This is a genomic window from Rhodococcus sp. NPDC056960, assembly GCF_042674125.1.
GTDB lineage: Bacteria > Actinomycetota > Actinomycetes > Mycobacteriales > Mycobacteriaceae > Rhodococcus_F.
Genome location: NZ_JBHURF010000024.1, coordinates 97,145 through 122,541, shown reverse-complemented (window position 1 = coordinate 122,541; position 25,397 = coordinate 97,145). Strand labels below are relative to the sequence as shown.

General features: G+C 65.0%; 26 protein-coding genes and 1 tRNA gene. 4 read left to right on the top strand and 23 right to left on the bottom strand.

Features of this window, described 5'->3' with window-relative positions; translation table 11 throughout:
• Nucleotides 1-116: 116 nt before the first annotated feature.
• Together ACFTWF_RS32700 and ACFTWF_RS32695 are read right to left on the bottom strand one after the other, a co-directional pair.
• Nucleotides 117-557: a single-stranded DNA-binding protein gene (locus ACFTWF_RS32700; protein ID WP_378465240.1), complete on the bottom strand. Its 441-nt coding sequence runs from the start codon at nt 555-557 to the stop codon at nt 117-119.
• Between the two features lie 169 nt (nt 558-726).
• Complete coding sequence (locus ACFTWF_RS32695) at nt 727-2,757, bottom strand: cytochrome c oxidase assembly protein (RefSeq protein ID WP_378465239.1); 2,031 nt, start codon at nt 2,755-2,757, stop codon at nt 727-729.
• A 104-nt stretch (nt 2,758-2,861) separates the two neighbouring features.
• Between ACFTWF_RS32695 and ACFTWF_RS32690 the strand changes: the two genes are divergently transcribed.
• The 3 genes from ACFTWF_RS32690 to ACFTWF_RS32680 all read left to right on the top strand — a co-directional run bounded on the left by ACFTWF_RS32690 (nt 2,862) and on the right by ACFTWF_RS32680 (nt 4,746).
• Nucleotides 2,862-3,239 carry a DUF4345 family protein gene (locus tag ACFTWF_RS32690; RefSeq protein WP_378465238.1) on the top strand — a complete coding sequence of 126 codons (378 nt, stop codon included), beginning with the start codon at nt 2,862-2,864 and terminating at the stop codon, nt 3,237-3,239.
• A gap of 59 nt (nt 3,240-3,298) precedes the next feature.
• Nucleotides 3,299-3,371, top strand: a tRNA-Arg gene (locus tag ACFTWF_RS32685).
• 730 nt (nt 3,372-4,101) lie between these two features.
• The gene (locus ACFTWF_RS32680; RefSeq protein WP_378465237.1) at nt 4,102-4,746 is read left to right on the top strand and encodes a hypothetical protein; all 645 of its coding nucleotides are present in this window, start codon (nt 4,102-4,104) and stop codon (nt 4,744-4,746) included.
• 207 nt (nt 4,747-4,953) lie between these two features.
• Here the strand turns inward: ACFTWF_RS32680 and ACFTWF_RS32675 are convergent, their stop codons facing one another.
• Nucleotides 4,954-6,213 (bottom strand): PIN domain-containing protein, encoded by a 1,260-nt coding sequence (locus tag ACFTWF_RS32675; RefSeq protein WP_378465236.1) that lies wholly within the window; start codon nt 6,211-6,213, stop codon nt 4,954-4,956.
• Nucleotides 6,214-6,410: 197 nt separating this feature from the next.
• Here ACFTWF_RS32675 and ACFTWF_RS32670 point away from each other — a divergent pair, with 197 nt between their 5' ends.
• Nucleotides 6,411-7,376, top strand: coding sequence for a DUF2510 domain-containing protein (locus tag ACFTWF_RS32670; RefSeq protein ID WP_378465235.1), 966 nt, complete (start codon nt 6,411-6,413; stop codon nt 7,374-7,376).
• A 603-nt stretch (nt 7,377-7,979) separates the two neighbouring features.
• Here ACFTWF_RS32670 and ACFTWF_RS32665 read toward each other — a convergent pair.
• The 20 genes from ACFTWF_RS32665 to ACFTWF_RS32570 all read right to left on the bottom strand — a co-directional run bounded on the left by ACFTWF_RS32665 (nt 7,980) and on the right by ACFTWF_RS32570 (nt 25,388).
• A complete protein-coding gene (locus ACFTWF_RS32665) occupies nt 7,980-8,297 on the bottom strand; it encodes a hypothetical protein (RefSeq protein ID WP_378465234.1) in 318 nt (105 codons plus the stop codon).
• Between the two features lie 148 nt (nt 8,298-8,445).
• Nucleotides 8,446-9,168: a hypothetical protein gene (locus ACFTWF_RS32660; protein WP_378465233.1), complete on the bottom strand. Its 723-nt coding sequence runs from the start codon at nt 9,166-9,168 to the stop codon at nt 8,446-8,448.
• Between the two features lie 3 nt (nt 9,169-9,171).
• Entirely contained in the window at nt 9,172-11,556 is a 2,385-nt protein-coding gene (locus tag ACFTWF_RS32655) for a hypothetical protein (protein WP_378465232.1), read from the bottom strand.
• Nucleotides 11,557-11,558: 2 nt separating this feature from the next.
• On the bottom strand, nt 11,559-11,924 hold the full coding sequence (locus ACFTWF_RS32650; RefSeq protein ID WP_378465231.1) for a hypothetical protein: 366 nt from the start codon (nt 11,922-11,924) through the stop codon (nt 11,559-11,561).
• Nucleotides 11,921-12,127, bottom strand: coding sequence for a hypothetical protein (locus ACFTWF_RS32645; RefSeq protein ID WP_378465230.1), 207 nt, complete (start codon nt 12,125-12,127; stop codon nt 11,921-11,923). The genes ACFTWF_RS32650 and ACFTWF_RS32645 overlap by 4 nt, the downstream gene beginning before the upstream one ends.
• The gene (locus ACFTWF_RS32640; protein ID WP_378465229.1) at nt 12,124-12,402 is read right to left on the bottom strand and encodes a hypothetical protein; all 279 of its coding nucleotides are present in this window, start codon (nt 12,400-12,402) and stop codon (nt 12,124-12,126) included. Before ACFTWF_RS32640 ends, ACFTWF_RS32645 begins: the two co-directional genes overlap by 4 nt.
• Before the next feature lie 41 nt (nt 12,403-12,443).
• Nucleotides 12,444-12,950, bottom strand: a complete 507-nt coding sequence (locus ACFTWF_RS32635; RefSeq protein ID WP_378465228.1) for a holin — start codon at nt 12,948-12,950, stop codon at nt 12,444-12,446.
• Nucleotides 12,951-12,952: 2 nt separating this feature from the next.
• Entirely contained in the window at nt 12,953-14,245 is a 1,293-nt protein-coding gene (locus tag ACFTWF_RS32630) for a peptidoglycan DD-metalloendopeptidase family protein (RefSeq protein WP_378465227.1), read from the bottom strand.
• 8 nt (nt 14,246-14,253) lie between these two features.
• Nucleotides 14,254-15,807: a hypothetical protein gene (locus ACFTWF_RS32625; RefSeq protein WP_378465226.1), complete on the bottom strand. Its 1,554-nt coding sequence runs from the start codon at nt 15,805-15,807 to the stop codon at nt 14,254-14,256.
• A complete protein-coding gene (locus tag ACFTWF_RS32620; protein WP_378465225.1) occupies nt 15,804-16,637 on the bottom strand; it encodes a hypothetical protein in 834 nt (277 codons plus the stop codon). Before ACFTWF_RS32620 ends, ACFTWF_RS32625 begins: the two co-directional genes overlap by 4 nt.
• Nucleotides 16,634-20,683 carry a phage tail tape measure protein gene (locus ACFTWF_RS32615; RefSeq protein ID WP_378465224.1) on the bottom strand — a complete coding sequence of 1,350 codons (4,050 nt, stop codon included), beginning with the start codon at nt 20,681-20,683 and terminating at the stop codon, nt 16,634-16,636. The genes ACFTWF_RS32620 and ACFTWF_RS32615 overlap by 4 nt, the downstream gene beginning before the upstream one ends.
• Nucleotides 20,673-21,080, bottom strand: coding sequence for a hypothetical protein (locus tag ACFTWF_RS32610; protein WP_378465223.1), 408 nt, complete (start codon nt 21,078-21,080; stop codon nt 20,673-20,675). The genes ACFTWF_RS32615 and ACFTWF_RS32610 overlap by 11 nt, the downstream gene beginning before the upstream one ends.
• Entirely contained in the window at nt 21,061-21,756 is a 696-nt protein-coding gene (locus tag ACFTWF_RS32605) for a hypothetical protein (protein WP_378465222.1), read from the bottom strand. The genes ACFTWF_RS32610 and ACFTWF_RS32605 overlap by 20 nt, the downstream gene beginning before the upstream one ends.
• 3 nt (nt 21,757-21,759) lie before the next feature.
• On the bottom strand, nt 21,760-22,560 hold the full coding sequence (locus ACFTWF_RS32600; protein ID WP_378465221.1) for a phage tail tube protein: 801 nt from the start codon (nt 22,558-22,560) through the stop codon (nt 21,760-21,762).
• Nucleotides 22,557-23,027 (bottom strand): minor capsid protein, encoded by a 471-nt coding sequence (locus tag ACFTWF_RS32595; RefSeq protein ID WP_378465220.1) that lies wholly within the window; start codon nt 23,025-23,027, stop codon nt 22,557-22,559. The genes ACFTWF_RS32600 and ACFTWF_RS32595 overlap by 4 nt, the downstream gene beginning before the upstream one ends.
• The gene (locus ACFTWF_RS32590) at nt 23,024-23,350 is read right to left on the bottom strand and encodes a hypothetical protein (RefSeq protein ID WP_378465219.1); all 327 of its coding nucleotides are present in this window, start codon (nt 23,348-23,350) and stop codon (nt 23,024-23,026) included. The genes ACFTWF_RS32595 and ACFTWF_RS32590 overlap by 4 nt, the downstream gene beginning before the upstream one ends.
• A gap of 8 nt (nt 23,351-23,358) precedes the next feature.
• Nucleotides 23,359-23,709, bottom strand: coding sequence for a hypothetical protein (locus tag ACFTWF_RS32585; protein ID WP_378465218.1), 351 nt, complete (start codon nt 23,707-23,709; stop codon nt 23,359-23,361).
• Nucleotides 23,679-24,053: a hypothetical protein gene (locus ACFTWF_RS32580; protein WP_378465217.1), complete on the bottom strand. Its 375-nt coding sequence runs from the start codon at nt 24,051-24,053 to the stop codon at nt 23,679-23,681. The genes ACFTWF_RS32585 and ACFTWF_RS32580 overlap by 31 nt, the downstream gene beginning before the upstream one ends.
• 16 nt (nt 24,054-24,069) lie before the next feature.
• Nucleotides 24,070-24,474, bottom strand: a complete 405-nt coding sequence (locus tag ACFTWF_RS32575) for a hypothetical protein (RefSeq protein ID WP_378465216.1) — start codon at nt 24,472-24,474, stop codon at nt 24,070-24,072.
• A gap of 5 nt (nt 24,475-24,479) precedes the next feature.
• The gene (locus ACFTWF_RS32570; protein ID WP_378465215.1) at nt 24,480-25,388 is read right to left on the bottom strand and encodes a major capsid protein; all 909 of its coding nucleotides are present in this window, start codon (nt 25,386-25,388) and stop codon (nt 24,480-24,482) included.
• Between the last annotated feature and the right edge of the window lie 9 nt (nt 25,389-25,397).

Below are 25,397 nucleotides of genomic sequence, written 5' to 3'. Positions count from 1 at the left end.
TGGAGCGCGATGAACCCACATCGCGGAGGGTCGGGGACGTGCCGAGGGGCGTGGAGGACGAATCCGCGGGCACCGGCGCCGGGATCGCGAGGTCGGCGCCGGTGCCCGCCGGCGCGTTACGCGACGAGGGACCGGGTGGCGACCTCTTCCGTCATCGGCGACCCCGTGGCTTCCTCCGCGCCGACGTCCGCGCCTCTCGGTGTGCGCTCGAGGACGACCGTGCACCGGGCCAGATCCGGTCCGATCGCCGTCGCGCTCAACTCCAGGTCGGAGCGGGCGATGCCGTCCCGCGTGGTGTATTCGGTGGTGCGCAGGTCACCGGTCACGAGGACGGGATCCCCCTTCGCGATCGCCCCGGCGACGCCGGCCATGAGCCTGCGCCGGCAGGTCACCGTCAGGTAGAGCGTGCTCCCGTCGCGCCACTCCCCCGTCGTATGGTCGCGGCGCCGGACGGTGCTCGCCATCCGGAAGCTGAGGAACTCGTCGCCGGCGGCATTCGACCGGGTGACCGGGCTGGTGATCACCGTTCCGACCACGGTGCCGTGTGTTTCGTACATGTCGCTCTACCCCCTGTGAGTGCGGCGCGGTGCCGTCACTCACAGCGTGCCGTCCACGCGCGCCGTCGTCGGCCGGAATCCGACATCTGTGGACAAACTGGAGGGCTGTGGATGACACCCCGGAAACGGTCGCGGCCGCCCCGAACCTGTCGGGGCGTCGTGCTAGGGGTCAGCGTCCCGCTTCACGGTCCCGTCGCGCCAGCTCCGCGAACATCGCGTTGTGCGCTGCCAGATCCGCGTCGTCGTCGCGGTCGGCGGCCCGGTCGACTCGCCGCGCCGTGCGGCCGTCGCTGCGGGACCACTGGATGAGCAGGGCCATCATCACCAGAACCAGCGGGATCTCACCGGTGGCCCAGGCGATGCTGCCGCCGAGCTGCTGGTCTCCCACCAGGTCGGCGTTCCAGCCGAGTCCGAGCGATCGGTAGTACCACTCGCCCATCACGGCGCCCATGCTCATCAGCGCGACACCGAAGAAGGCGTGGAACGGCAGGGAGCCGAACACCATTGCGAGCTTCGTCACCGGTTGCAGCTTGCGCGGCGACGGGTCGATGCCGATCGCGACCCAGTAGAACAGGTAGCCGCTGAGCAGGAAGTGCAGATTCATCAGGACGTGCGCGGAGTGGGAATCGACCGTCGCCGCGAAGATCCCCCCGAGATACAGGGCGTAGAAGCCGCCCACGAACAGCACCGCCGCGACCACCGGGTGGGTGATGAACCGGGAGAACGGGCTGTGCAGCGCGGTCAGGATCCATTCCCGTAATCCCGGCACGCCGTTTCTGCCCGCGGGGTCGAGCGCACGCAGGGCGAGTGTGATCGGGGCACCCAGTACCAGGAGAACCGGCGTGAGCATCGACAGCGCCATGTGAGCGCCCATGTGCACGCTGAACACGGCCGGCGAGTAGCGGCCGACACCCGAGGACGTCGCGATCAGCAGCACCACGCATCCGCACATCCAGGCGACGGTCCGGCCGACCGGCCAGCCGTCACCGCGGCGTCGGAGTTTGCGCAGGCCGAGCGCGTACACGACGGCCAGCACGATCGCAGCGGTGCCGTAGAGGAGGTCGAAACGCCAGTCCAGCATCAACCGTGCGAACGTCGGCGGTCCGGCCAGGTTGTAGCCGAGTTCCACCTCCGTGAGGGTGGGTGCGGCGGTCGGAGCGGGCGGCGGCGTGCGGCCCAGTCCGACGGCGAGACCGATCGTCGCGGCGAAGACCATGGCTTCCGCGCCGGCGAATCGGATCAGGTTGCCACGACTCGTCGCGTCCTTCCGCAACGCGGGCAGCGCGCGTCGACGCTGCGCCCAGCCGAAGACGCCCAGGATCACCAGGGCCACGGTCTTCGCGACCACCAGCCGCCCGTACGTCGTGTCGAAGAGGTCGTCGATCGGGACACGAACGAGTGCGTTCACCACACCGCTGACGGCCATGACCGCGAAGCAGATGGTCGCGATCGTGGAGAACCTCCGCGCCGCGACATCGGTGTAGGCGCCTCGGCGCCGCGCATGGGCGAGGAGAGCGAACAGTCCGCCGGCCCACAGCGAGGCCGCGACGAGGTGCAGGATCAGGCTGTTGGTCGCCATGTCGTGCGAACCACCCGAGGACGAATGGCCGGTCAACGCGAGCGGCATCAAACCGAGGATGCCGACGACCAGGAGGATCGGCGTCCACCACCAGCGCAGCACCAGACGGGCGGCGATCGCGAGGACGATGGCGATGATCGCGGTCCAGCGCCAGGCTCCGGCCAGTTCGACCTGATCGATCGAGTTGAAGATGTTGGCCGGCTTGACCGCCTCGGCGAAGGGTTGCCCCGACGTGTCCGACAGCGTCAGCGGGACCAGGAGAAGGGCCGTCGCGGCCCACACGATGGCGGCGTACGACGCCGTCCGCACCGCGCGGTAACCGTCCACGTCCAGAACCCCGGACTTCTGCGGCGGCACGAGGAACGCCGCGAGCAGCAACGATCCGATGGTGACGACGGCGGCGACCTCCGAGACGGCCCGCATGGCGGGCAGTCCGTACGTGGTGATCGGACCCGGATCCGGAATTCCCAGCAGCACGAGCGCCTGAGCAGCGGAAAGTCCGACGACGATTGCCGCAACCAGACCGGCGAGGACACCGCCGACGACGAACAGGGCGGTCGAATCGGCGCGATTCGGGGGTTTCGAATCCGGGTCGGACGCCGCGAGCTGGGGTGTAGCCATACATCAAGGGTAGGACCTACGACAGGCCGTCGGAGACGCGAGGGTCGGTCGCACGTTCCGGCTACCGTCGACGGGGACGTGTCCCGAGGGAACGAGAGGCTGAGATGGCGGAGTTTCTGATCATCGTCGTGGCACTGTTCTTCGCGGGGATGGGCGTGTACGGTCTCGCCGCGCCCGGCCTGCTGGTCGCCCCGTTCTGTCTCGCCGCGGATTCGGCGACGGCGCGCGCCGAGGTGCGCGCCGTCTACGGCGGGTTCGGGGTCGCGACGGCGGGCCTGCTCTTCTTCGCGGCCTTCGACGCCTACGGCATCCGGTCCGTCGCGGCGCTGACGGTGGCCGTCGCCCTGCTGGGAATGGCCTTCGGCAGGATCGTGTCGGCCGTCGCCGACCGGCCGCCGCGCTTCTACCCCGTGTGGTTCTATTTCGTAGTCGAGGTCGTTCTGGCGGGACTGCTGCTCGCCGCCGCGGCCGTCGGGTCCTGACGCGGGCAGACCACAGCCCCGGTCGGCGCACTCCGGGCGGCAGGTAATATTTGCGGCGCGCCTCCGTAGCTCAGGGGATAGAGCAAGAGCCTTCTAATCTCTTGGTCGCAGGTTCGAATCCTGCCGGGGGCACATATGACACAAGTGGGAATAAGTCAACGAGGTCGATGACCAGCTTATTTCACGGAAAGTGGCGACTTCCGATCGAACTGTTGTTCCCATCTGTTCCCGCTTGTGTCAACCAAAGTGGAGAGTAAGTGGAGAGCCACGCTCCAGGCCCTACTTCGCCCAGCGGTCATTCTGCGGCCTGGCGCCAGCACACGGCGGCGTCCTTACCGGCCTCTCGACACTCGCGGCAGTAGTGCATTCGGTGACCACCCTTAATCGAACTGATGCAGGCGCACACCTCCCAGCCACAAGGCAGGCGGTCGGCCCAAGCGGGTGCCTGTTGGGACAACGACGCGGCGCTGACTCGACGGACTTCGTGACGAAAGTTTCGCACACACGTTCCCCTGAGCTGTTCACGCGGCGTCTTTATGTAGGCGACATATCTGTTCTTGGCGAGAGCCGTCGCGGGGCCGGTGTTATCTGGGTGTCCTTGAGCTGGCCCTCTGGATTATGCACTTCACTTCGCCCCCCAGTGCAGTGGATTACTGCGCCCCGCCAGCTCGGAGGACCCAACCCAGTTCGCTGAGAGGCGCTCACGTGATGCCGGCATATCGCCGCCGCCTCCCTGTCCTCACTAGCCCCGGGCTACGATCGGAATAGACTGCAGTCGAAACAGCAGTATCGGCCGGCGGGATGTCGCTAGCGAACAAGTTCGACATTGAGCGTTGCCACTCTACGAGGAGGGCATGACACAGTGAGTGCTGACACAACAAATTTAGAGTTGGCATGCAAGGTGTCCCAGTGTTGCAAACGCAGGGGTGCTGAGCTCGAAAAAGCAAGCCCGCTCGTATCGTCAGCGGCAATGCAGATCGGTTTCGCTCGAATCGCCGTGGGGATGGCAAGGTGGTCAAACGAACCCAATGGTCATGGTGAGATGCAGACGCGACTCGCTAATGAGCAATTCGACATCCTCAACCTCGCGCCCATCAATTATGCCTCACAAACGGTGATGACCTGTTTGGATCTTTGTGCCGCTGCGGCTTATCGACTAAGGGACTCGGGCAACGGTGGAAAGCCGGTAAAGCCAGGTCAGGAATCCGATCTCCGCAATCTCCAAACACGGACGGGGCATCCAAGAGATCCGGTTGTGCTGCGGAAGCATCAGGCAGCCTGGCTTCAGCAAGTCCTGACCGATTCGAGATTAGCGGTACTGGAAGACGCACGCCACAACTTGATACACCGGAGTTTTGGGAGTCATTCATGGGTACCAGCAAATACTACTGAATTTATGCTGGACGGGAAGGAGTATCCAATCCTCCAGCTCGCCATTGATTTCACCGACTTTGCTCAAAATAGTTTCGAAGCGCTCGTCGCTGCGATTCAGGCCGACTATCCCTAATCTTTCACCAGCCCAGGAGTTGGTGGTGATGCCAGAAGGCTATGTGGCGGCCGTCCGCGACGCAGATCGCCTCTCTGGGCCCGGAAGTACGGCGTGAGCCCAGGGGGCATACGTTCGATAGTTGATAGCCTGTGCGAGCCCCGGCGCGGAGGGAAGCCGGGCCGGGGCTTTAGGCGGCAACCTCGCAATGGACCCCTACCCGGCAACTCACTCGCTCGAAGACGAGTCCTCAGCCTCACCACGATCGTCCTCATCGGAGTTATCCCAATCCGATGCCAGAGGGGTCGTGGTTGGGCGTCCCGGAAGGTTGTCGAATCCGCTTGCCGCGCGCATGACACGCTGCCACTGGTCATCGCTAAATGGTGAGGCAGCCTCGGCGATAGCCTTCCAGTGATCGCTATCAAAGCCAGCCGCGGCCCGGAACATTTCCTGCAGCTTAGGATCGTTCATGCCACTCGCTGCCTGCATTATGTTTCGCCACCGATCGTCATTGACATGGGTAGCAGCTCTAAGCACATCCTGCCACCTGCTGTCGGCTAGCCCGACATCAGCGCTTGGGAAATTTGCGATCGTGATGAAGGGCGGGGATGAACGGACTTCTTCTGCCACAACGTCAAGCGTTGATTCGGACACCTTCGCATTAAGGTGCTTGTTTGCAAGCCACAGAAAGCTCTTCAGCGTAGTCTGATGATACCTTTGTTCAGCGCATTTTAGAAACTCAGCACGAAGTTCTGGACGCGGGCCGATCGTGTGCTGTTTTGCGATTCTAAGAAACCAGTCAGGCTTCGTGTCACGTGTAACAAACAGCAGCGGCCGCTTCGCCTTTTTCGCGTGCTCGATCATCTCAGCCCAGATAAGATAGTCTCCGGTCGGATCATCCTTTTTTCCGAAATCCTCGTAACCCGGAGGAACTGGCGGAACTGCTTTAAATCGCCTTAGCGCCTCAGCCTTTCGCTTTTCGGTATCACCGGAATCAGGCTTGTCGGCAATCTGTTTAGGATTAGAATAGACGCTATCAAGCCGGTTAAGAACCGGGTCATCCGAACGGGCGACTTCCCAGTCGATCACATGCTCCGCACGGAGTTTCGCAAAATCACGAAGAAATTTCTTTTCGGCAGACAAAAGCGCTTTTTGAATGGATTCCTTAATTTCGGGGTCACGGAAATCGTCGATTCCGTTTCCCTTACGAAGGGACTCCGTGAACCCTTGCGCTGCTTTTTGGTATTTCGCGAGTTCAGCAGCAACGACATCGAGCCTGTTGCTGTGGAATTCGAGCGCGACCTGATATGGCAACCACAACCGGTCTCCGATAAGTTCGAGCGCTCCGCAGATCTGCTCACGTTGATCTGCGCTTACCCGATAAAGGTCAAGCAAGACATTGGTATCCACAACAACGATTGCTTCAGTGGCAAATTCCGCAATCTCATTTTCGGTGTAATCAATATACTCAAGTACCGCTTTACGCACGCGCGATTCTCCTCTAATTCTCCGGTCGCAAAGAGTTTGGACGCACACCCCGGCCGAAGATCCTGCCACACATCCACGTCGAAGGGTTGAGTGACTAGGGATTCCACTGCCACCCACAACACCGAACATGAGCTCTTCCCGCAGATCCATTCGAACGACCTATACCGCATGTCCAGTTCGTCTGATTAGATGCGCACGTGACGACACCAACTCCCCCGCCAGGCTGGCATCCCGACCCGGAGGGGAGACCCCAGCTTCGCTGGTGGGATGGCCGCCAGTGGACCTCGGCAACCAAGCCGAACGCCATCCAGGAAGGCCCGAAATCCCCGCCGCCGCCGATCGACCCGAAGGCCCGGAAGCGGAACAACCTGATTGCGGTTGGAGTCATAGCCACCACGGCTGCCATTCTGATCGGATTCGGAATCTTCGGATCGAACGAGAAGGATTCGACGGTGTCCACCTCGCGCGAGCCGACCACAGACGTGGCGTCGTCGGCGGCGGCCCCAACGTCGTCCACCTACACCCCTCCGGCCGACAACGTGATGCGGGATTTCTGGCTCCGCGTCGACCGCGAGGGATACCTCACGATCAATGTGAACGGCACCTACACGGACGCGCAACTCGAGTCGGCGTTCCTTGAGGTGCGGAGGATGTACACCACCACGAAGAAGGGTGGCGGGTGGCACGTCTTCATTGACTGCGGCGAGGGAATGCAGGCCACAGGTGGGGCGCGGCAGGCGAACGGGAAGTTCGCGCTCGACTCGCTGGGTGCGGCGCGAACCGGACTGTCTGTCGGGCAATACGAGTTTGAGCCACTGGACGATAGGAGGGCATGCCCGCTCGACGTTCCGCAGACAGCGCCAGATGCGTTGACGGCGCAGGCTGTCGTTGACGCTGTCCGCAAGGCGGGACTACCAGCCTCCGACCCTCGGGTTAACACGGTGTCGTGCGTGGACATGGGGTGCGTCCAACTGGTCACAACCGATGAGTTCTCGGTCTACCAATTCGCGGATCCACAGAAGGCAGCGAAGTTGGCAAGCCTCTTCCCTTTGGGGTATCGGAACGGGGTGATCTTCCTCCGGTTCAATAAGGATGGGAGTGACCCCACCGACCCGGTCCTCATCCCGCAGTACCAGGCCATTCTTGATCAGCTACTGAAATGACCGGATAGGCGTGAACGAACAAAGCGCCCGCCCCCATCGCATATCAGGTGGGGGCGCTTCTGTCATCGAATCTGCCGAATTTCTGCGTGTGAGATTCTCGTGACCGGTTTGTCGAGCGAAACTCTTGCCTGCCCAGACGTCAAATGGTGTTGTGTCTTCCGGCGTCGGCTCGCGTACCACCGTTGGAGCCGACGCACCGCGTCCCGCCGGCACAACTGGGAGCTGGCGGGACGCGTCAGGCTTCGTCTGGCGCGCCCCGGAGGCTGCGACAACGAAGAAGTGCCCCCACCCTCTGGCTGAGGGTGGGGGCATCTTCGCTGTCAGGCGACTCTGGGTGATCAGCCCAGGACGACGACCTCGCCAACCTGTTCATCAGAGATGTCTTCGTGAACCGACGCCCACTCGGACGGAGAGAAATGGATCCGCGTGTCGTCGGTGGTAATCCGGAGTACGCCCGAGGGGGTCGCCGACTCGAATTCGAGGGTGAACGCGGGAGCGCCTTCGATCTCGGCGGCGTCTGCGCCGAGGACACCGAATCCTTACGTACGCCTCTGAACGACGAAACCCCCGCCCAGGATGGGCGAGGGTTTCAGCAAAGGGCGACTAGACGTGGTTGATGTCGCCGTCGGGAAGCGGCGTCTCGGGGTGGAACACCCCGCCGACGATTCGCTCCGAATCGTAATCTGTGTTGGCTGTCTGATCTGCATCCATGAAGTACAGGTGGTCGCCCTTGTACCAGAAGTACAGGTACTCGTCGTCGGAAGGTAGGAACACCCAATTGTCCTGATTGAGGTCATCCGACATGTCGAACCCGCCGTCAGTGCGGAGGATCCTGGTCGGGAGCAGAAGCGAACTCTTCGCCACTCTGTCCGCCATGGCCTGTCCGGATCCGCCGTCCTCGTCCCAAATGGTCTCAGTCATCAGACGGATCTGGCCGTTCTTGATGCACAACGGCCTGAACGGGATCCCCCAAACTGCCAGCCAGTTTCCAGTCCAACCAGTCGGGAGGGTCCCACCTGCGGAAAGTTGCTTAACGATGTTGGTCAAATCTGCCTCCTTGTTTCGTCCATCAAGCGCCGATGTCGGCGAGCTTGTACGAGTTGATCGCGGCTGAGTTGGCGAATGGGTTGCGTTCCAATCGAAGGGCGCCGTACCGCTGACCTGGTCCCCGCGACACCGACGAGTCGGATGCGGTGAGGATGGTCGTCCCATTCCTCTTGACCGTGTAGTTGTCACCCACGAATTCCAGCCGGACGGTATCGCCCGTGCCAATTGTGGCACTCGTGTTCGAGGCGATGTCGGTCATCCCTTGGCCATTGTTGCCAGCCGCCAGCCCTGACGCGTGTGAGAACTTCGACAGGTAGATCTTGTTGTTGAAGATATTCAAGGACAGAGCGGATGTGCCTGCGGAGTTGCACCGGACGAACAGGGATGTGTCCGATGTGTTGGTCGACGAGCCCATGGTACCCATCACGACCTCGGCATACCCGTCGTCATTGTTGATCTGTCCGACCGTGACTGCTCCGCCCGAGCCATCACTGCTCCCGGTGAACGCCAACGTGTTTGAACTGATACCAGTGTTGGTTCCGACCTTGTTCCACAGCGATCCCAGCGACGACGAGTTGGCCCGGTTGAAGTCGTCGACGATGGCGACCGGCCGGGCGTAGAGCAGTTCCCAGCCCGATCCGGTCCACCGCCACGTCTCCTTGATCTGCTCCCACGCGGTTCCGTTCCACACATGCATGGTCTTGACCCGCTCCCATGCACTGCCGTTCCACACATGTCCGCTCATGGGCTACACCGGAATCCAGTAGATCTGCCCGGTCACCTGGCCGGATGAGGGCAGCGAGGTCACCCGATTGATCGTCACGTTGGTTCCGTTCGTCCCCGGGTTTCCTTGCGGGCCGCGGAGGTTGATGCCGTTGCCGGCGGTGGCGTGCCACGCGCTCCCCAACCACAGGTAGGCGCGGTCCTCACCCGACACGAGGTACTGCTTGCCGACGTCACCACTGGTGAGAGTGGGCAGTGCCCCGTACGTTGCCACCGTGCCGGCGAGGTCAAGCCCTGGACCGGGGATTCCCTGAGGTCCAGCGACTGTCGAATCGTCTCCCTTGTCTCCCTTGTCGCCCTTGCGGCCTACGGGATTGGCCTGCAATGCGCCGTCGAAGTAGGTCTTGGTCCCGAAGGTGTCTCCGCTCACCGCGTCGCGCGCGGTGCTGGAGCAGTAGAAGCCTCCCCGCACGATGTCGCCCTCATCCAGGTAGACGTTGAACGTCTCGGAGTGCTGCCTGGTGTCTTCTGCCTGGTCGCCGCGCCGGATGACGTTGTAGCCCGCGAGGCCGACCGACTTCCACAACAGGGCACCGTGCTTGACGTTCTCGTCTTCGGTGAAGGCGGGAGTCTCGTAGCCGACCGTGATCGAGTACGGGCCCGACTTAAGGATGATGACCTCGCCGTCCGCCTGGTCCGCTACGGTGACACCTTGTGACCAGCGGGTGTTGTCGAATATCCCGGCGAACTGGTAGTCGTTGCCCACGGTGGCCGTAAGGTTCACCGCACTGGTGTTCGCTCGGTACAGACCCCAGCCGGTGCCGTTGTACTGCTGCGGCTGGATGTCGTTCATGGCCCACGCGGTGACGCCAGGGCCCTTGATGTATCCGAACGGGATGTCGTCCTTCGAGAAGCCCATGCCGCCGAAGCGGTTCGACGAGCCGACCGACGCGGTGTTCCCGCCGTCGGTGTAGGTGAGCACCTGGACACCGTTGACCCGCACCGAGTACACATTTCCGAGCATCCGGAAATCGACGGTGTACCCGGCCTTGAGAGTGACCGAGGAGGTGGAAGCCCACGGCGCGTCGAACGAACCGTACGCCCCGCCGCCTTTGCCGATCGTGATCCGGTCCTTGTAGATCTTGCAGTACACGAACGAGCCACCGCCGCTGGCCAGTCGGCCATACAGCACGGTCGGGCAACCGAGCGAGAACGCGCTACCGGTGTCGGCGACGACGCACTTGACCGACATGTCGTCGGTGTCGGTACCGGCCACGTTGTACCGCATCGAGTGAAAAACCAACTCGGCCGCCGACGCGGCTACGTTGAGCACCTGGTTCGAAATGGCCAGTGCGCCGGCCGTGGTCAGCGACCAGTCGGACGAGATGCTCGGACCGGGGAAGGTCGCGAAGAAGGACTGCCCCGCGTTGCCCGCACCCTCGTCGGAGGATGTGTACTCCGCGAGGGCGTTCGCCACGCCGACCGAGGACTCGGTGGCTTCGGCCGCGGCGACCACAGCGCTATCTGCAGCCGCCTTGGTCGTATCGAGCGCAGTGAGAGTGATGGCACTGCGGAGGGTGAAAGCCACCAGGCCCCAGGAGAATTGCTTGAGCAATCCGACCTGCCGAGTCTCCGATGCGAAGCCGACGGTTCGGTGGGAGGCGTCAACGGGGTACCCAGATGAGTCGGGGTGGCTGAGCAACGTCTGACCGTTGCAGGTGAGGAGGTAGTTGCTCCCATTGGCCTGCAGCTCGAGCAGCGCGCCCTCGGGGATGGTGACCCCGGTTGTCTTCGACGTCCAGTCGGTGAATGTCCACGTCGTCCCGGATCGGGTGCCGCGCCCCAGATACACCGACTTGCCGTACACGTTCGCGTACACGAACTCGGTGAGCGAGGCGTTGGCGCGGATGAACAGGGATGTCATCGCCCCGACCGCGACGCCGGCGTTGTTCACCCCCGCGGCGACGGTCATGTTGTCGCTGTCCGCTGCCTGTGGGCAGATCGCGTAGCGGCGGCCCGCCGTCGCGAACAGCGGGTTGCTGTTGTCGATGCGAGCGGCATTGCCGATGATGCCCAGTGCCTCGCCGGCGCCGCCCTGCACCCACCCGTTGCCGAGGACGCTCGTGTTGTCGGCCCGGTCGAAGGTGTCGGTAAACTTGGCACCGTCGGCGAGCTTGGCCTGCAGCTCCATCAAGATCCGGTTGGTGTTCTTCCCCAGACCGGTGAGGTTCGCGACCAGGTTGTTCACCCAAGAGCCGACGTCGTCGACGGTGCCGTCCTCGACACCGGACAGTATCTCGATCAGATCGCCGAGGATCGGCACGTCGCCGACGAACTCCTGCAGGATCGGAACCAGATAGTCGAGGAGGTCGACATTCCCGGCGGGGACACGGCGGGGCAGGTGTTCCACAGCTACTCCCCTCCGACTGCCTCAGGGTCGGGCTCGGCCTCAGCTTCGGCCGCGGCCTTCTCAAGCTCGGCGCGCTTACGGCGGCGGTCCTCGTTCTGCTCCCGGATCAGCGCCCACTCCATGACGACGTACGAGACGATCCCGAGTGTGTAGACGAGGACCCGGAATAGTTGTCGCCCGGTGTATTCCGTCGACACCCACACCGACAGCGAGTTCTGCAACAGGACCAGGGCGAGGATCGCGGACTTGACGAGGTAGATCTTCCCGATCCGGTTCCGCCACCACGGTGACCGGAACGTGTAGGTGAGGCTGAAACAGGTGACCAGCACGGCCAGAATCAGCAGCGCCCAATCCGCGGCGTTCGTCACCGGCCGCCGCCCATCGCCTGCTGCAGCAGATCGGTGTATCCGTTGCGTTCCAACTCTGCTCGCACCACCTTCGCTACTCGTGATTCGGTCGTGCTCTTGCGCTCGGTCTCGATGCGGCGCTTCATGGCGTAGGCGTGCTCTTCGACGGCGGCCCGCGCCTCGGCCTGGGCGGCGGCGACGTCCCTCGACCACGGCCACCTCATGTCGGCCCCGCGTTCCCCGCGGCTTCTGCCCGTTGCCCGGTCGCCTCACGGATCGCCTGGACAACGTGCGCGGACAGTTCACCGGTGACAGCCAGCTCGGCGTTCGTCGCGGCCAGCGTTGCCATTACCGACTTGTCCTCGGCGCGGCCGCCGCGGAGGTCGGCGATCGTTTCGTCCTTCGCCCGCACAATCTCGCGGTGCGCCGGGCCGAAGACGATCCACCCGCGCACCAGGGACACGCCCAGGAGGAGGAACAGCACGATGACCACGGTCACCGTGCTGACTCCCTCCCACGCGGCGGGCGTGAGTATCGACATCAGCCGTCGAGTTCGGTGTCAGTGACCTCGATGATTTCGCCGTCTACGGGCGCCAGTGTCGGCAGGCCCTTGGCTGGGCCGCGGTTCTCGGTGAGCAGGGACGTCACGACAGACAGCAGGACCGTGGTGCCGGCGATCGTGAGCGAGCTGGGCCAGTCGATGTCGGTGATGCTGCCGGTGACGGGGATCGCTGCGGCCAGGGATCCGGCGCCGGTGCGCACGGCCCGGTCAGCGAGGTCGACGAGGAAGTTGCCCGACGTGACCGCGGTCGCCGTCGAAACCGCAAGGATCAGCGACACCAGCGCGGCGAGGGCCGCGGCGCCGAGCAGCGTGGTCCACGACACCGAAACGATCGTGACGCCGGCGCCGAAGAACACGAGCAAGTTCTGCAGGAAGGACCTGCCCGCCCGGTCGAGCGCGTCCAACCAGAATGCCCGCGAGTCCAGGCTGCGGAGTTCGACGGTCGCCTCCACGTTGACAGGGATATTCCTCGGAAACTCAGCCATGATCACTTACCGCCTTCGATGCGAGCGAGAACTGCCTTCGCGCCAGCGTCTCCCCTGTTCGCCTCGCGGCGGACGAGGTCGATCGCAGCCTTCACGCCGTTGAGCGCGTCACGCTCGGTCGACTCCTCGTGGATCCGGGCGTCGATGTTGAGGACCATTCCGGCGAGTGTGTCGACGGGTGCGTCATTGGTGCGGTACTTTGACCGCGACGGCAGCTTCTGCGTCAGTTCGGTGAAGATGCGCTGCTGCTGCTCGTTGGACAGTGCCATGAGAAATCCCTCCTCGGGAGTGGTGGTTCCGGCTGCCTTGGCGAGCAAGACGTCCCACGGGAATCCGGGGCCGGGGTCGGTGTGGTCGGTGGAGTGCCAGGCATCGACGGTGTCGGCGTGGCCGCCCACACCTTTCTGCCCGACGCGCATCTGGGCGCCGGTGAGCTTCACGAGCGGGATGCCGTAGCGATCGCGCCAGTCGCGCAGCACGCGCGCGCCGGCGTCGAGCTGACGATCCTGCGCGAGCCACTCGGCGCGGGACTGCGAAGCGCGGCCCTTGAAGCACAGGTGCAGGCCACGCTCATTGGCGGGAGAGCCTGCCGCCCAAGGAATGTAGTTGTCGTCGTTGGATCGGCCGATACGACCGTCGCGACCGACGACGATGGTGTACGACGCCTGCGCCCGCGGCTGCACGAGCCAGCCGAGGAGATCCTCGATCTCCCCATTGGGGTCGCCCTCGTCCGTGTGGACGATCGCCAGCGAGCAACTCGCCGGGTTACGCGGTCCCGAGTCGTTAGGCGAGAGCATGGTGACGTCAGCCTGTAGCTGTCCCACAGTGTTACCTCCTGGTGCAGGTTGGGGTGCGGTTCCGGGGTAGGTGGCACCCGACAGCCATGGCCCGGGGTCGAGCCGGTTCGGGCCGGGCGGGGACCACACGTAGCGGTGCACCTCGAAATGCAGGTGCGGGGCAACGCCGCCGTTGGTGTTGCTGTCGGGGTTGATCCGGCCGATGCGCTGGCCGGCCGCGACGCGTTGGCCGACGCTCACCACGGGGATCACGTGGCCGTAGACCGTGAGCCCACTGCCGTCCTCGGTCGGGTGGTCGACGTTGATCCACTGCCCGAAGCCGGTCGCCGGGCCCGCAGCGGTGACGGTGCCGCCCTGCGCTGCGTAGATCGGCTGCCCGCCGGACCCGCCGTTGCGACCGAAGTCGGTGCCCCAGTGCATTGCGTTGTCGAAGGTGCGATAGCCGAATCCGCTGGTGATGTAGAAGTCACGGCCGACCGGGAAGAATCTCGGTGCCATGGGTTCTCCTATGTGCTGTTGGCGATTCCGCGCGTGGTCTGCGCGAAGCCCTGCATGTTGGCGAGGAAGTTGCTCCACGCACCGCGAACGCGTTTGTCCTCGCCGAGCACCGGGGTTTCGACCATCCGGCCGTCGCGGGAGTCCTTCACGGTGACCGAGGAGATGTACTGCTCGACGGTGGTGCCGCGGTCGTAGAACGTGTGGATGTCGCCGACGTCGTACCGGCGGCCGCTGTTGTCGTCGACGCCGAAGCTGTTGCCGCGACCGTCCGGCCCGCCGGAGGCGACGGTGAGCGCGATCGTCTCGCCGCCGGAGTGATCGTTCAGCGAGCCCTGCCCGACGGCATATGACTCGGCCGACCAGGCCGCGGTGTTGTCGGCGAACACCTCACCGAACGCGTCGTCCTTGCCGATGTCGTCCTCGAGGTCCTCGTCGTAGAACTGCTGGTACGCGAAGAAGATGTTGTCGAACAGGTCGCCGACGACCAGGCCGAGACCGAGACCGGGGGCGAGAGCGTTGAGCAGGAGCTGGATCGCGAAGTTCGCACCCCACTCGATGACCTGGTTGAGGATCTCGGGGGCCTTGCCGCCGACGATCGCGCGGGTGGCGTCGGCATGGTCCTCGCTCATGTCGACGTTGAGGATCTGCCCGCCGTCCGTGCGCCACTCCAGCTTCCGCATATCCCGCTTCTTGCGGGTGTCGAACACGTACCCGGCGCGGTCCATCTTCCCCCACGAGTCCGGGTCGAGGAGTCCGAGGATGTTGTCCGGGTTGAGGAAGTTCAGGAAGTTGTCGCTGGTCGAGTCGATCACCGACTGGAGCTGTGCGAGGTTGGCGGTGCAGAACACGTGGGGCGGGGTGCCGGTGCCGTCCCACAGGTCCATCTTGTAGCCGAACTCGAACCGGTTGCGGGTCAGCTTGAACAGCTCATCGAGCGGGGTGAACCGGGCCGACACCACTGCGACGTTGCCGACCGCGGTGTTCACCAGGTCGAGGAGATCGTCGAGGGTTGCGATGTCGTCGAGATCCGGGAGGTCCTCTCCCACCTGATGCAGTGGCAGCGAGGCGTAGATCGGCTTGTCGAGGCGGGTCCAGTTCTTCGCGCCGAAGTACTTGCACAGGAAGTCCGGATCACCCGCCATGATGTCCTGCTTGCCGGTGAGACCGACCTGGACCTCCGGCGGGAACAACGGTTGGACCCAGGCGAGGGTTCGCTGCTTCTGGAACTTGTAGTCGAACCCGGTCAGGGACACCGATTCCTTGCCGGGCTTGCCGGTCAGCCGTCGTTGCATCAGCCGCCCGGTGTACGGGATCCCGTTCCGGAACGTGCGGACGTGGATGGCCTTGCGCCGAAGCCCGGTCAGCTCCGGAATCAGGCGGTGGTCGGGCTTGAGATCAATCTGAAAGTTTGCGGGATCGAAGAAGTGCCAACCGAACTCGGCACCCTTGTACGAGCCGAGCGGCGTCCACTCGATGACCTTGCCGTTGCGCTTGCCGAGTTCGATGTCGAAGCCGTCGACCGGCGCGGCGGTCGGGCGCGCATACCCGGGTGCGTTGATCACGCGGCCGTCCCGTACAGCTGAGGCAAGGTCACGACGAGTTTCGTCGCACCCGTGGTGCCGGTGCCGGTGATCGTGAGCGGAATGCCGGTCGTGTCGGCCGGCGCCTTCTTGTACCAACGGCGGCCCTGCCAAGTGCGGTCGGCGCCGGTGTGATCGTGGATCTCGAACCAGTTCGGGTCAGTCTCGATCGTCCACGTCTGGCCGGCACCGATCGTCGGAAGAGACACCGCCTCACCGTTCAGACCCAGCGTCGGCGAGGTGATCGGCCCGGTCAGCGCGTAGTGCGGCCACACGTCCTCGTCGGAGACGTTGTCCACGGTCGCCCCGGCGAAGTCCGCCGCGAACAGGGTCCGCTCGTAGGGGTCGGTGCGCCACCACGACTCGTCCGACCGCAACGCAACGTCCTTGATCTCGAAGTACCCCAGCCGCTGGGTGACGCTGTACGTCGGGCTGGGCAGCGTCGACGCGAGCCGCCACGCCTGGAACCGGCGGTGCGGCTCACCGTCCTGCAAGGAGTCGACGAGGAACTCCCCCAGCCGCCGGCCAGCCTGGAACCCGAGCGAACGACGCAGCGCCTTCTCCACGGACACGGCCTGATCGCCCGGCATCAGCTGCGACCGGATCGTCATCCCGATGACGTTCGGGTCGTACATCGTGTCACGCCACGACACGCCCGCCTGGTCGGCGTTCTGGTCGTCGTCGTGGGTGAACCCTGCGCCGCCGAGCCCGATGATGTCCTTGACCCGGATCAGCGTGCCGGGCTCGTCGATCTCCCCAATGGGCCACTGCACGTCGTCGACGCCGACGATCGTGAACTGCTCAGGCCTCACGCGAGCCCGGCCTTCGTGAATGACACGGTCGGCACACCGTTCGAGTCGACGTCGATATCCACCTGAATCATCCCGCCCTTCTGCAGCGTCTCGGTGATCTCCTCGAGTTGCTGCGTCATCCCCTCGAACGCCTTACTCAGGCCGGGGATGTCGTTGTTGCTGGTGTCGAACGAGGGCACCAGCTTCGACAGGTCCCACTGCCCGGACTGCGCCATCTCGAGGAGATTCGCGCCGCCGGACACTGCGGTGAATCCGATGCCCGTGGCCAGTGCCGCGGCGTCGTACAGGTTTCGTGGCTTCATCACGTCCTCGGTGTCCGGCCCGGAGTAGCCGCCGAAGCCGCCACCCGCGAATTCGGCGACACCGAGACGGCGCCCGGTCTCACGCCAGATCGCCAACGCCCGGGCACGCTTCGACAGCGCGAACGGGATGTACGCCTCGCCCTGAGTCTCGGGCTCGCCGAACACCCGGTAGTCGCCCGGACGGACGATCTGCGGGGAGTGGTCCTCGATCCCGCCATTGGCGTACATGCGCAGATTCCCGGTCAGCTTCGGCTGCCGCTCTTCCTTGCCGTCAGCCTCCGCGCCGGTCTTGAGGGCGTCGACGAGGTCACCGAAGTTCGTCACTCGGACGTCCTGCACGCCACCCGTCATCGACGAGGACGTGGACGAGGACGACGACGGGGAAGAACCATTGGACGTCGGCGCCGAGCTGGCGCCGCGGGCGACCGAGTCGGCGTACAGCTGATCGGCCTCACCGAGCTCCGCCCGATAGTTCGACCCGTCCGCGGTGCCCGACTGCTGCACCTTCTGCGCCGCATCCGCCGGGTCCATGCTGTCGTAGTCGAAATCGTCGAGCTTGTCGTAGAACATCCCGACCGCGCGAGCTGGGTCCTTCCGGTCCTCGAGAGTCCCCCACGCCCCGTTGTCCCGCTGCTGCAGGATGCCCGCGTTGTCGCCATCCATGCCGTAGTCGAGGTTCTGCAGATCGGTCTCGGCGAGCCCAGCCGCGAGCGCCGCCTTGATGCCCTTCTCCGAGATGCCCCGGCGCCGCCCTTCGGCGACGATCGTGTCGACGATCTTCTCGCGCTCCGTACGGTTGTCCGGCGCCGTCGACGACTTGGAGGACGGATCGCCCAGCGCCTTCTTCGCTGCAGCGTGGACGTGGTTCGTGTGATCTCCCGCCCCGGCGTAGAAGGAGTCCGGAACGAACTTGCCGTCCTTGATGCACCGGCCGAACCGTGGGTCGATGTAGATCAGCTCGGCAAGGTCGTCCTGGTAGTTGTCGGCGAGGTAGTTCGCCAACGCCAGTTGCTCGTCGGTGTTGCCTGATCCGTTGGAGAAGTCCACCGCCTGGCCGGCGCCGTGATAGTCCGCGGCACCCGGGCGGTAGGAGTCCGTCACCTGCAAGCCGGGGAATTTCGACTGTTGGATCCCGATAAGGCTGTCGACGATTCCGCCGTCGGCCATCTTCACCACGTCGAGACCGAAGATGTCGGCGACCTGCCGGAGGAGATTGACGGACCGCCCACGCTTGGACTGCGCGAACGGGATGTACGCCTCGCCCTGAGTCTCGGGCTCGCCGTACGTCGTGACCTGAGTGCGCTGGATATGCGGGTCACTATTCTTCGGGACCACCGCACCGTCGGCCCTGAATACCGGGGCCACCGGACCTTGCTGCCCGGACTGGTTGAACGTGCGCTGCGCATCCGCCCACGCCTGCTGATCGATGACCGGGGTCAGCGTCACGTTCGTGTTGCGCGGCTGATGAATCCAGTCATCGATGATCCGCTGACCTTCTGCGGTATCGGCGAACACCTCGACGGTGCCGTCCTCCAGGGTGCGGGTCTTCAAGTTCAGTCCCTCGAGGTTCGCAATGATCTCGGGGGTGGTGTCGGTGATGACGATGTTCTTGTCGTTCGGGACTGCATTCACACCCTCGCCGAGGGCGCGCATCATCAGTTCCGAGTTCTGTGCGGCCCGCCCAGCCTCAGCGACGTCGTCCCGCATCCCCTGAATGGTGGGACGGGCGGAGTCGATGACGTCGGCCATTCCTCGGGCCTTCTCGCCAGCGGTGCCAACTGCCTCAGCGAACCCGTTCATTCCGTTCGCGATGTCACGGAAGTCGTCGGCCTGGCCTCCCATCCCGGGGATCAGATCGAGCACACTGGCCTGCGCATTGACGAGGCCGGCCATCTGCTGCACGATCTTGCCGACCGTGTCGCCGACGCCATCCGCGAAGAACGCCCACGCCCGCAACGCGCCGGACGAGAACGCCATCATCCCGTCCAGCGTCGTCAGTGCGCCGGTTGCGAGTTCCGTGAAGAAGCCGATGATCTCCGGCTTGTGTGTCTGGACCCACTGGGCGGCCTGCGTCATGCCGGGGCCGAACGCCTCCGCCAGCGCCAGCTTGATGGAGTTCGCCGCGGTCTCGATGGTGCGCTGCGCGGAGACGAACTGCGATGCAGTGTTGTCCCCCATCGTGTTTCCGGCTTCCCACGCAGCACCTTCGATCTCACCGAACTGCTGGACCGCGGTGTCGAGGTTCATGTCGTCGACGGCACCCTGGATGTCCTCGAACTTGGTGCCGAACAGCGCGAGCGCAGCGTTGTACCGGTCCTGCGGATCCTTGATCTCGTGCAGGTTCCGCAGCATCGTGGCCATCATGTCGCGGGACGCGGTCCCACCCTGGACCATCGCTGACTGGAAATCCCCCGCCGAGACACCGAGCTTGTCGAACCCGACCGCTGCGGCCGCAGTCCCATCGCTGGCCCGCAGCTTGAATTCCTTCAGTGCGTCGATGACCACATCGGTGTCGCGGGCACCGCCCTTGACGCCCTGCGACACGAGCGCCCAACCCTCAGCGCCTTCCAGCCCGAGCGCCCGCAACTGGGTGGAGTACTCCACCTGCGATTCGAGGAGGTCCTCGGATACGTTCAGGCTGCCCTGCGCCGACCGGGTGAGCAGGTCGAACGCCTCGGTGCCGTCCTTGGCGATACCGTTCTTCACGGCCTGACCGGCAGCGCGCGCAACTGCGGGAACATCCTCGCCCATCAGATCGGCGACAATGTTCAGCTGGTCGATGGTCTCTTTGAACATCGACGTGTCTTCTTCGCCGGTGAGGAGCCCGGCCTGAATGGCGGCCCGGATGCCGTCCATGTTCCCGGCGACAGACTCGCCCCAGCCGCTCGTGTAGGACATACCAGCGGCTTCGCCGATTCGGCGGGCGGTGTCCTCATTGGTGCCGAGCTTCGCCTGGATGAGGTCGAGCCCCTTCTCCTGCTCCATCCCGTCGGCGATCGCGGATGCCAGAACGGCGCCGGCGGCCACGCCAATGACCGCCACACCAGCAAGGGCGGCCGCGATCGGGCCGCCCTTGCCGCCGAGGCCTTCGACGCGGGACGCGAACCCCGATGCGAATTCGCCACCTATGCCCCCACCGAGGTTCCCGCCCATCGACGTCATGCCCTCGCCCGCCCGGGTGAGAGCGCTGGAAAAGCGGCTCACCTGACCCTCGTCGGGAATGGCTTCGCGCATGCTGCGGCCGGCACGTTCACTGGTCTGCATCAGATCACGCAGGCTCGTTCCCGCACGTTCAGCAGCCCGGGTCGCGTCGCGCTGAGATTGCTCGCTGCGCTGCAACGAGATTCGGTAGTTGTCGTTCGCTCGTTCGGCGTTGCGAGTGATGCGTTCAGCATCGCCGCGGGCCTGGGTGAGCTGGCGTTCGATCCGCTGCGCCTGCTCGGATTCCTGCCCGTGCTCACGGACGGCTTCGGCGAGACGGCGCTGCACGACCTCAACACGCTCGGTGGCTGTCACTGCGCGCGACGCCTGGGTGCGGGCCGTGTTGAACGCACGCTCGGTCTCGCGCTGCAGCTCCCGATAGGCCGTGGCCTGCCGCGCGGCGGCACGCTGCGCCTGCGTGGCCGCCTGATCCGACGCCTGACCGAGTTGATTCAGGTTGTCGCGGGCACCCTCGAGACCATCATTCAGGCCGTTGTCGCGCAGCGTCAGCTCCGCATACAGCTCGGCGACTCTAGTCGCCATCAGCCACCCCGCCGGCCGCCGGGACGAGGCCCTCGTTGCGGTCGAGCAACCGGTCGATCAGCGCATCGATGTCAATCGACTCGCCGAGGAAGGAGAACATCCAGTACTCGCGGCCCAGCTGCGTCGATGCACCGAAGTGCACGATCGCCGTGCAGCCCGCGTGATCGCGATACGGGGCCGGGATCTCGTCATCAGTCATCTGCTGATGCGCGGGCCCGAGGATCTTCACGATCTCGTCGTGCAGATCCTGCGGGGTAAGCTCCGATTCCCACACCAGAGACCGCAGCCGGTCCGCCTCCGCGACCGTCGGCGCCGGGATCCGGTACACCATGCCGCGGATCGGCAGGTACAGATCGGGGTCGTAGATCTCGTTGAGGTCAGTGAGGACCGTTGCCATCGTGATCCTTTCGCTGATCGATCGCCTGCCGTAGCTGGGAAGTCGGCGTGCGCACGAAATGGGCGACACGGATTTCGAACCAGCGCCACGGGCGTCGGGTGAGGATGTCGGAACCGAGGTCGATGCCAACTGACTGGAAGTCGAGTTCGAGGTCGGTCCACGATTCGAGGAGATCGGCCCAGGTGATGTTCCGCTTCTTCGCCTGCGCTTGCTTGTTGAAGGCGGGCGCCATGTGCGGAGGGTTGTACCACTCGCGGTCGCCGAACTCTTCCCGGTACGGTCCGCCGCCAGGGTCGAATGGGCCGTACCGTCCGGGCGCCGAATCATCCTTCGGCTTGGGCGATTCGGTTTCCACTGGCTTCGCACCGACGGTGCCGGTGGTCCAGTACTCGATTGCGGCATCCGCGTCGAGTGCGTGCTTCGCGATGACGGCGCGGCCGACGTGCAGGATCTTCAGCTCGGCGACGTCAGCGGAGACGAGTTCGTCCCACGCCGATCCGAGAAGTTTGCGGATCTCGTCGAGTTCGACAGGCAACGACCACGACGGTTTCGTGACCAGCTTGCGGTGCAGCCGAAGCGCGGTGTCCGCCGAGGGGGCCTCGACCCGGTACTCCCGCCCACCGATGGTGATGCGGAAGCCCGGGTCGAGGTACTCGTCGACGTCGTCGAGGGACACCGACTATCCGGCGGGGTGACCCTGGGTGACCACAGTGACGGTGACCACGGGGTCGGTGCCGCCGACGATCGTGGTGACCTGCAGCGTGGGCACATCGACACCAGCCAGCGCGCCGGCGAAGGTGAAGACGTACCCGGCCGCGTTGCTGCCAGTGACCGTGCAGTTGCCCGACCCGATGGGCGCCAGACCCGTGACCGCGGTCTGCAGCGTCGCCGCGTCGAGCGAGGACACAGTCAGCGCCGACGTCTCGGCGGCGAGGACCTTCAGCTTGAAGCTGGTCGGCGCGCTCAGGATGTCGAGTCGCTGGACCTCGTTGACGGCGACGGCGGTCGGCTTCTCGATCTTGTTGAGCTTGCCGTACCCGGTGATCGTGATGGTGCCGCCCTGCAGGCCGGTCTTGTCGCCGCCGGCGGACGCGAAGTTGACGGTGCCACGACCCTGGTAGGCGTCGGGCAGGCCGTCGGTGCGCCACCACTGGATCTCGGCGATGCCGTCAGAACCGACCTCGACGCCCAGTCCGCGCAGGTACTCGACGCCCGGGTCGGGCGCCTTGGTGGGATCAAGCTTGCGGCCGACGCCGATCGTGGCGACCCACGCCTTCTCCGTCGAGATCTGTGCACCCCAGGCGCCGGAGTGGTAGTCCCCGGCCTCCTGCAGGGAGTCGGAGATCGGAGCGTCGAAACTGTTGATGCCCTTGATCCACGTCCAGGCACCGCCGATCTTGACGCGCACCGCCCAGTTGCGGGCGAGGGTCGCGTCGAGGTTCGAGGTGTCCGGGGGCAGCAAAGGCTGAGGTGCAGTCATGAGATTTCTCCTGGTGGGTTGAGAGTTATCCGATAGGAGTCGGCCCGCATCAAGCGGTTGTTCGAGTCCGGTGCGGACTGCGCCCGCACGACCCTGCGGACATCAATGACCCGGACACCGCCAGGCCACGTCTGTGGTTGGTAGTAGTGGTCCGGGACGTGCAGGTGGTTGAAGAACCGGTCGGCGAGATCGTCCGCGTCGGCGGCCGCGTTCTCGGCGCTGCGAACCCGGAGCCGCACGTAGTAGTCCGGGTTCCAGTGGTCGCGGTCCCGGGCGTCGTTGGTGACGGTCGCCGACACCGCGGTGTTCGGATCGGCGGGAAGCTCGCGCCACGCGTACGCCGGCCGCTCCGGGTCCTCGTCATAGACGACATCATCGGCGTCGCTGTACTGGACCAGGTCCAGCCCGGCGAGATACAAGCCGAGCGCGGCCAGCAACTCGTTGCTGGTGGTCGAGAACGTCGTCATCCGCCGAGCCTCCGCCGGACCTGTTCGGCCAGGATCTGCTCCAGGACCGGACCGGAGTTGTCGATCGCCTTCTTCAGGAAGAACGCCTCACCGCCGCGCGGGTGCTGGAAGTCCCTGCGGTAGTGCTGCTTCACCGCGTACTCGGCGGCGAACCCGATGACGACGGTGTCTCCCTCGACGCGGACGAATCCGCTGCGCTTCAGGTCCCCCGACAGATCGGGGGCCATTGCCTTCGCGTCGTCGAGCAGGGCGTCACCACATTGGCGGAGGTCCTCCTCGTTGGCGCCGACCACATTGGGTTGCCATCGCAGTTGCGCTGCCATCGAACCTCCTACGAGAGATCGAGCCGGTAGAACTTCGGGAGTGCCGGAAGCCCGCTGTCTCGGACGGCCTCCGCGACGACGCGAACCTTGGCGCCGCCGAATCGCTCGGGAAGGGTCACGAGCGATTCGGCGGGGATCGTGGGCGTGCCCACTGGCAGGTGCACCTTCGCGACGGTGACGACCTCACGACCGTCAGCGTCCGTGACCAGCTCACGACCCATGGTGACCTTCGCGCGGAGCGACTTATCCGGTTGCGCGTACGACTTGACCCGAGCGTTGCCGCCCAGGTACCGCTCGACGGTGATCTGCCAGACGAAGAACCGCTCGATCACGGGCACGGCCCGTCGCCGAAGTGCCACGACGGCAGTGCGTCCTCGGACAGACCGAACAGCTTCAGATGCGCCCGCGTGAGCACCAGCGTCGCGGTCGGGTTCGCCAGCGTGGCGGACTCGACAGCGTCGTCGAGGCTCACCGAGTACGACGTCCGTCCCCGAAACTCGCCCGGCGACAGCGCGTCCGCGACCATCTCGAGCTGAACGAACTTCGCGGTGTTCCCGTACGTCGTGTTCGTGTCGACGTCCGAGACCCGGCGGCGGATGAGGTTCGCCGCCATCTCGAGCAACAGCGTCGCCCGAGTTTCATTCGCGATCGGGGTGGGGCGGAGGTAGTTCGTCAGTTCCGTCAGATCCGCAAAGACGCTCACCGCCGCCCCCATCCGATCACTTGCCGAACCGGGCAATCAGCGATTCCCGGGTCGCGGCCTCGGCCTCGTCCCGGGTGAGACCGTCCGTGCCGCCGGTGAACTCGTGGAGAGCGACGACGTAGTTCTCCCAGTCCTTCGACAGCGCCGCACGCTTCGGGCGCACCGGCGCCCCGGCGTCGGCCGAAGCGTCACCGTCGTCGGACTCGCCGGCAGCGGGCTCCTCGACCCCCTCAGGCGCCGGTTCCGGAGCGGACTGCGCGCCCGACGCGGGTTCCGGCGCGGGAGCGTCGAAGACACCGAACTTCTCGTACTGCTCGATGACGTCCTGGGGGATGTCGACGACCTCGCCGCGGTAGGCGTAATGCCGCACGCCATCCTCGAACCACTCGAAGATGGCGTGCCAGATGGTGCGTTCGGCCATGGTGATCAGCCCGCCAGACCGGTGACCTTGCGGACGCTGTACGGGTTCGTCACCCCGAACACCGGCAGCACGTACGACTGCACCCACGACGTCTTCTTGCCGGGCTCGCGCCACGTCTCCGTGGTGAGGCCCTCCTCGTAGTCGAGGAACCCGACCGCGCCCTTCTCCGCCACGTACGCGCTGCCGGCGGCGACACGGTTGGAGGGGAACAGCTCGATCTTGTAGTAGTCGAGCAGCTGCTGCAGCGCGGGCCCGTACGTGGTGGCGAGGTTCGCCGCCTCCTGCGGGTTGATGATCCACAGGTTGTACGTGACACCGAGCTCGTCCTGGTCGGCGAGGAGCTGTGCCTTCGCGAAGTCGGACTGCGGGAGCGCGTTGTTCGCGGTGGGGCTGACACCGTTGGTGACGGCGGTCGACCAGTTCTTTCCGACGAACGTTCCGGCGCCACCGAGGGCGGAGATCGCTGCGTCGAGAGCGGCGATCGTGCGGGTGTTCACCTTCCGCACGATCGTGTTCGACAGCGCTGTGGTGTTGCGGTTGAGCTCAGCGACGTCGTTGCGCTTCTTCGCCTCGTCGGAGATCGCGAACTTACCGCCCCAGTCCTCGACCTTCGCGAGCTTCTCGTCCAGCCGATCCGCGCCGACGGTCGGGTACTCGTCGGTCGGCCCGCGCTGCTCGATGTCGCGGTTGGTGTACAGCTCGTTCGCGGTCGCCTGCTGGTAACGCACCGCACCACCGGTGACGGGCTGGCCCGAGCTCGAGAAGATCAGCGGGGCGATGAACTTCTGCAGGGTGATGTCGGAGATCCGGCGGGTGATCAGCGCGGGCTGATTGAGCGCCAGGTCGACGGTGATCTGGTTGTTGGTGATGACGGGCCCGCCGAGCGGGTAAGTCACCGGAGAGGGAGTAGGCATGTCTGCCCT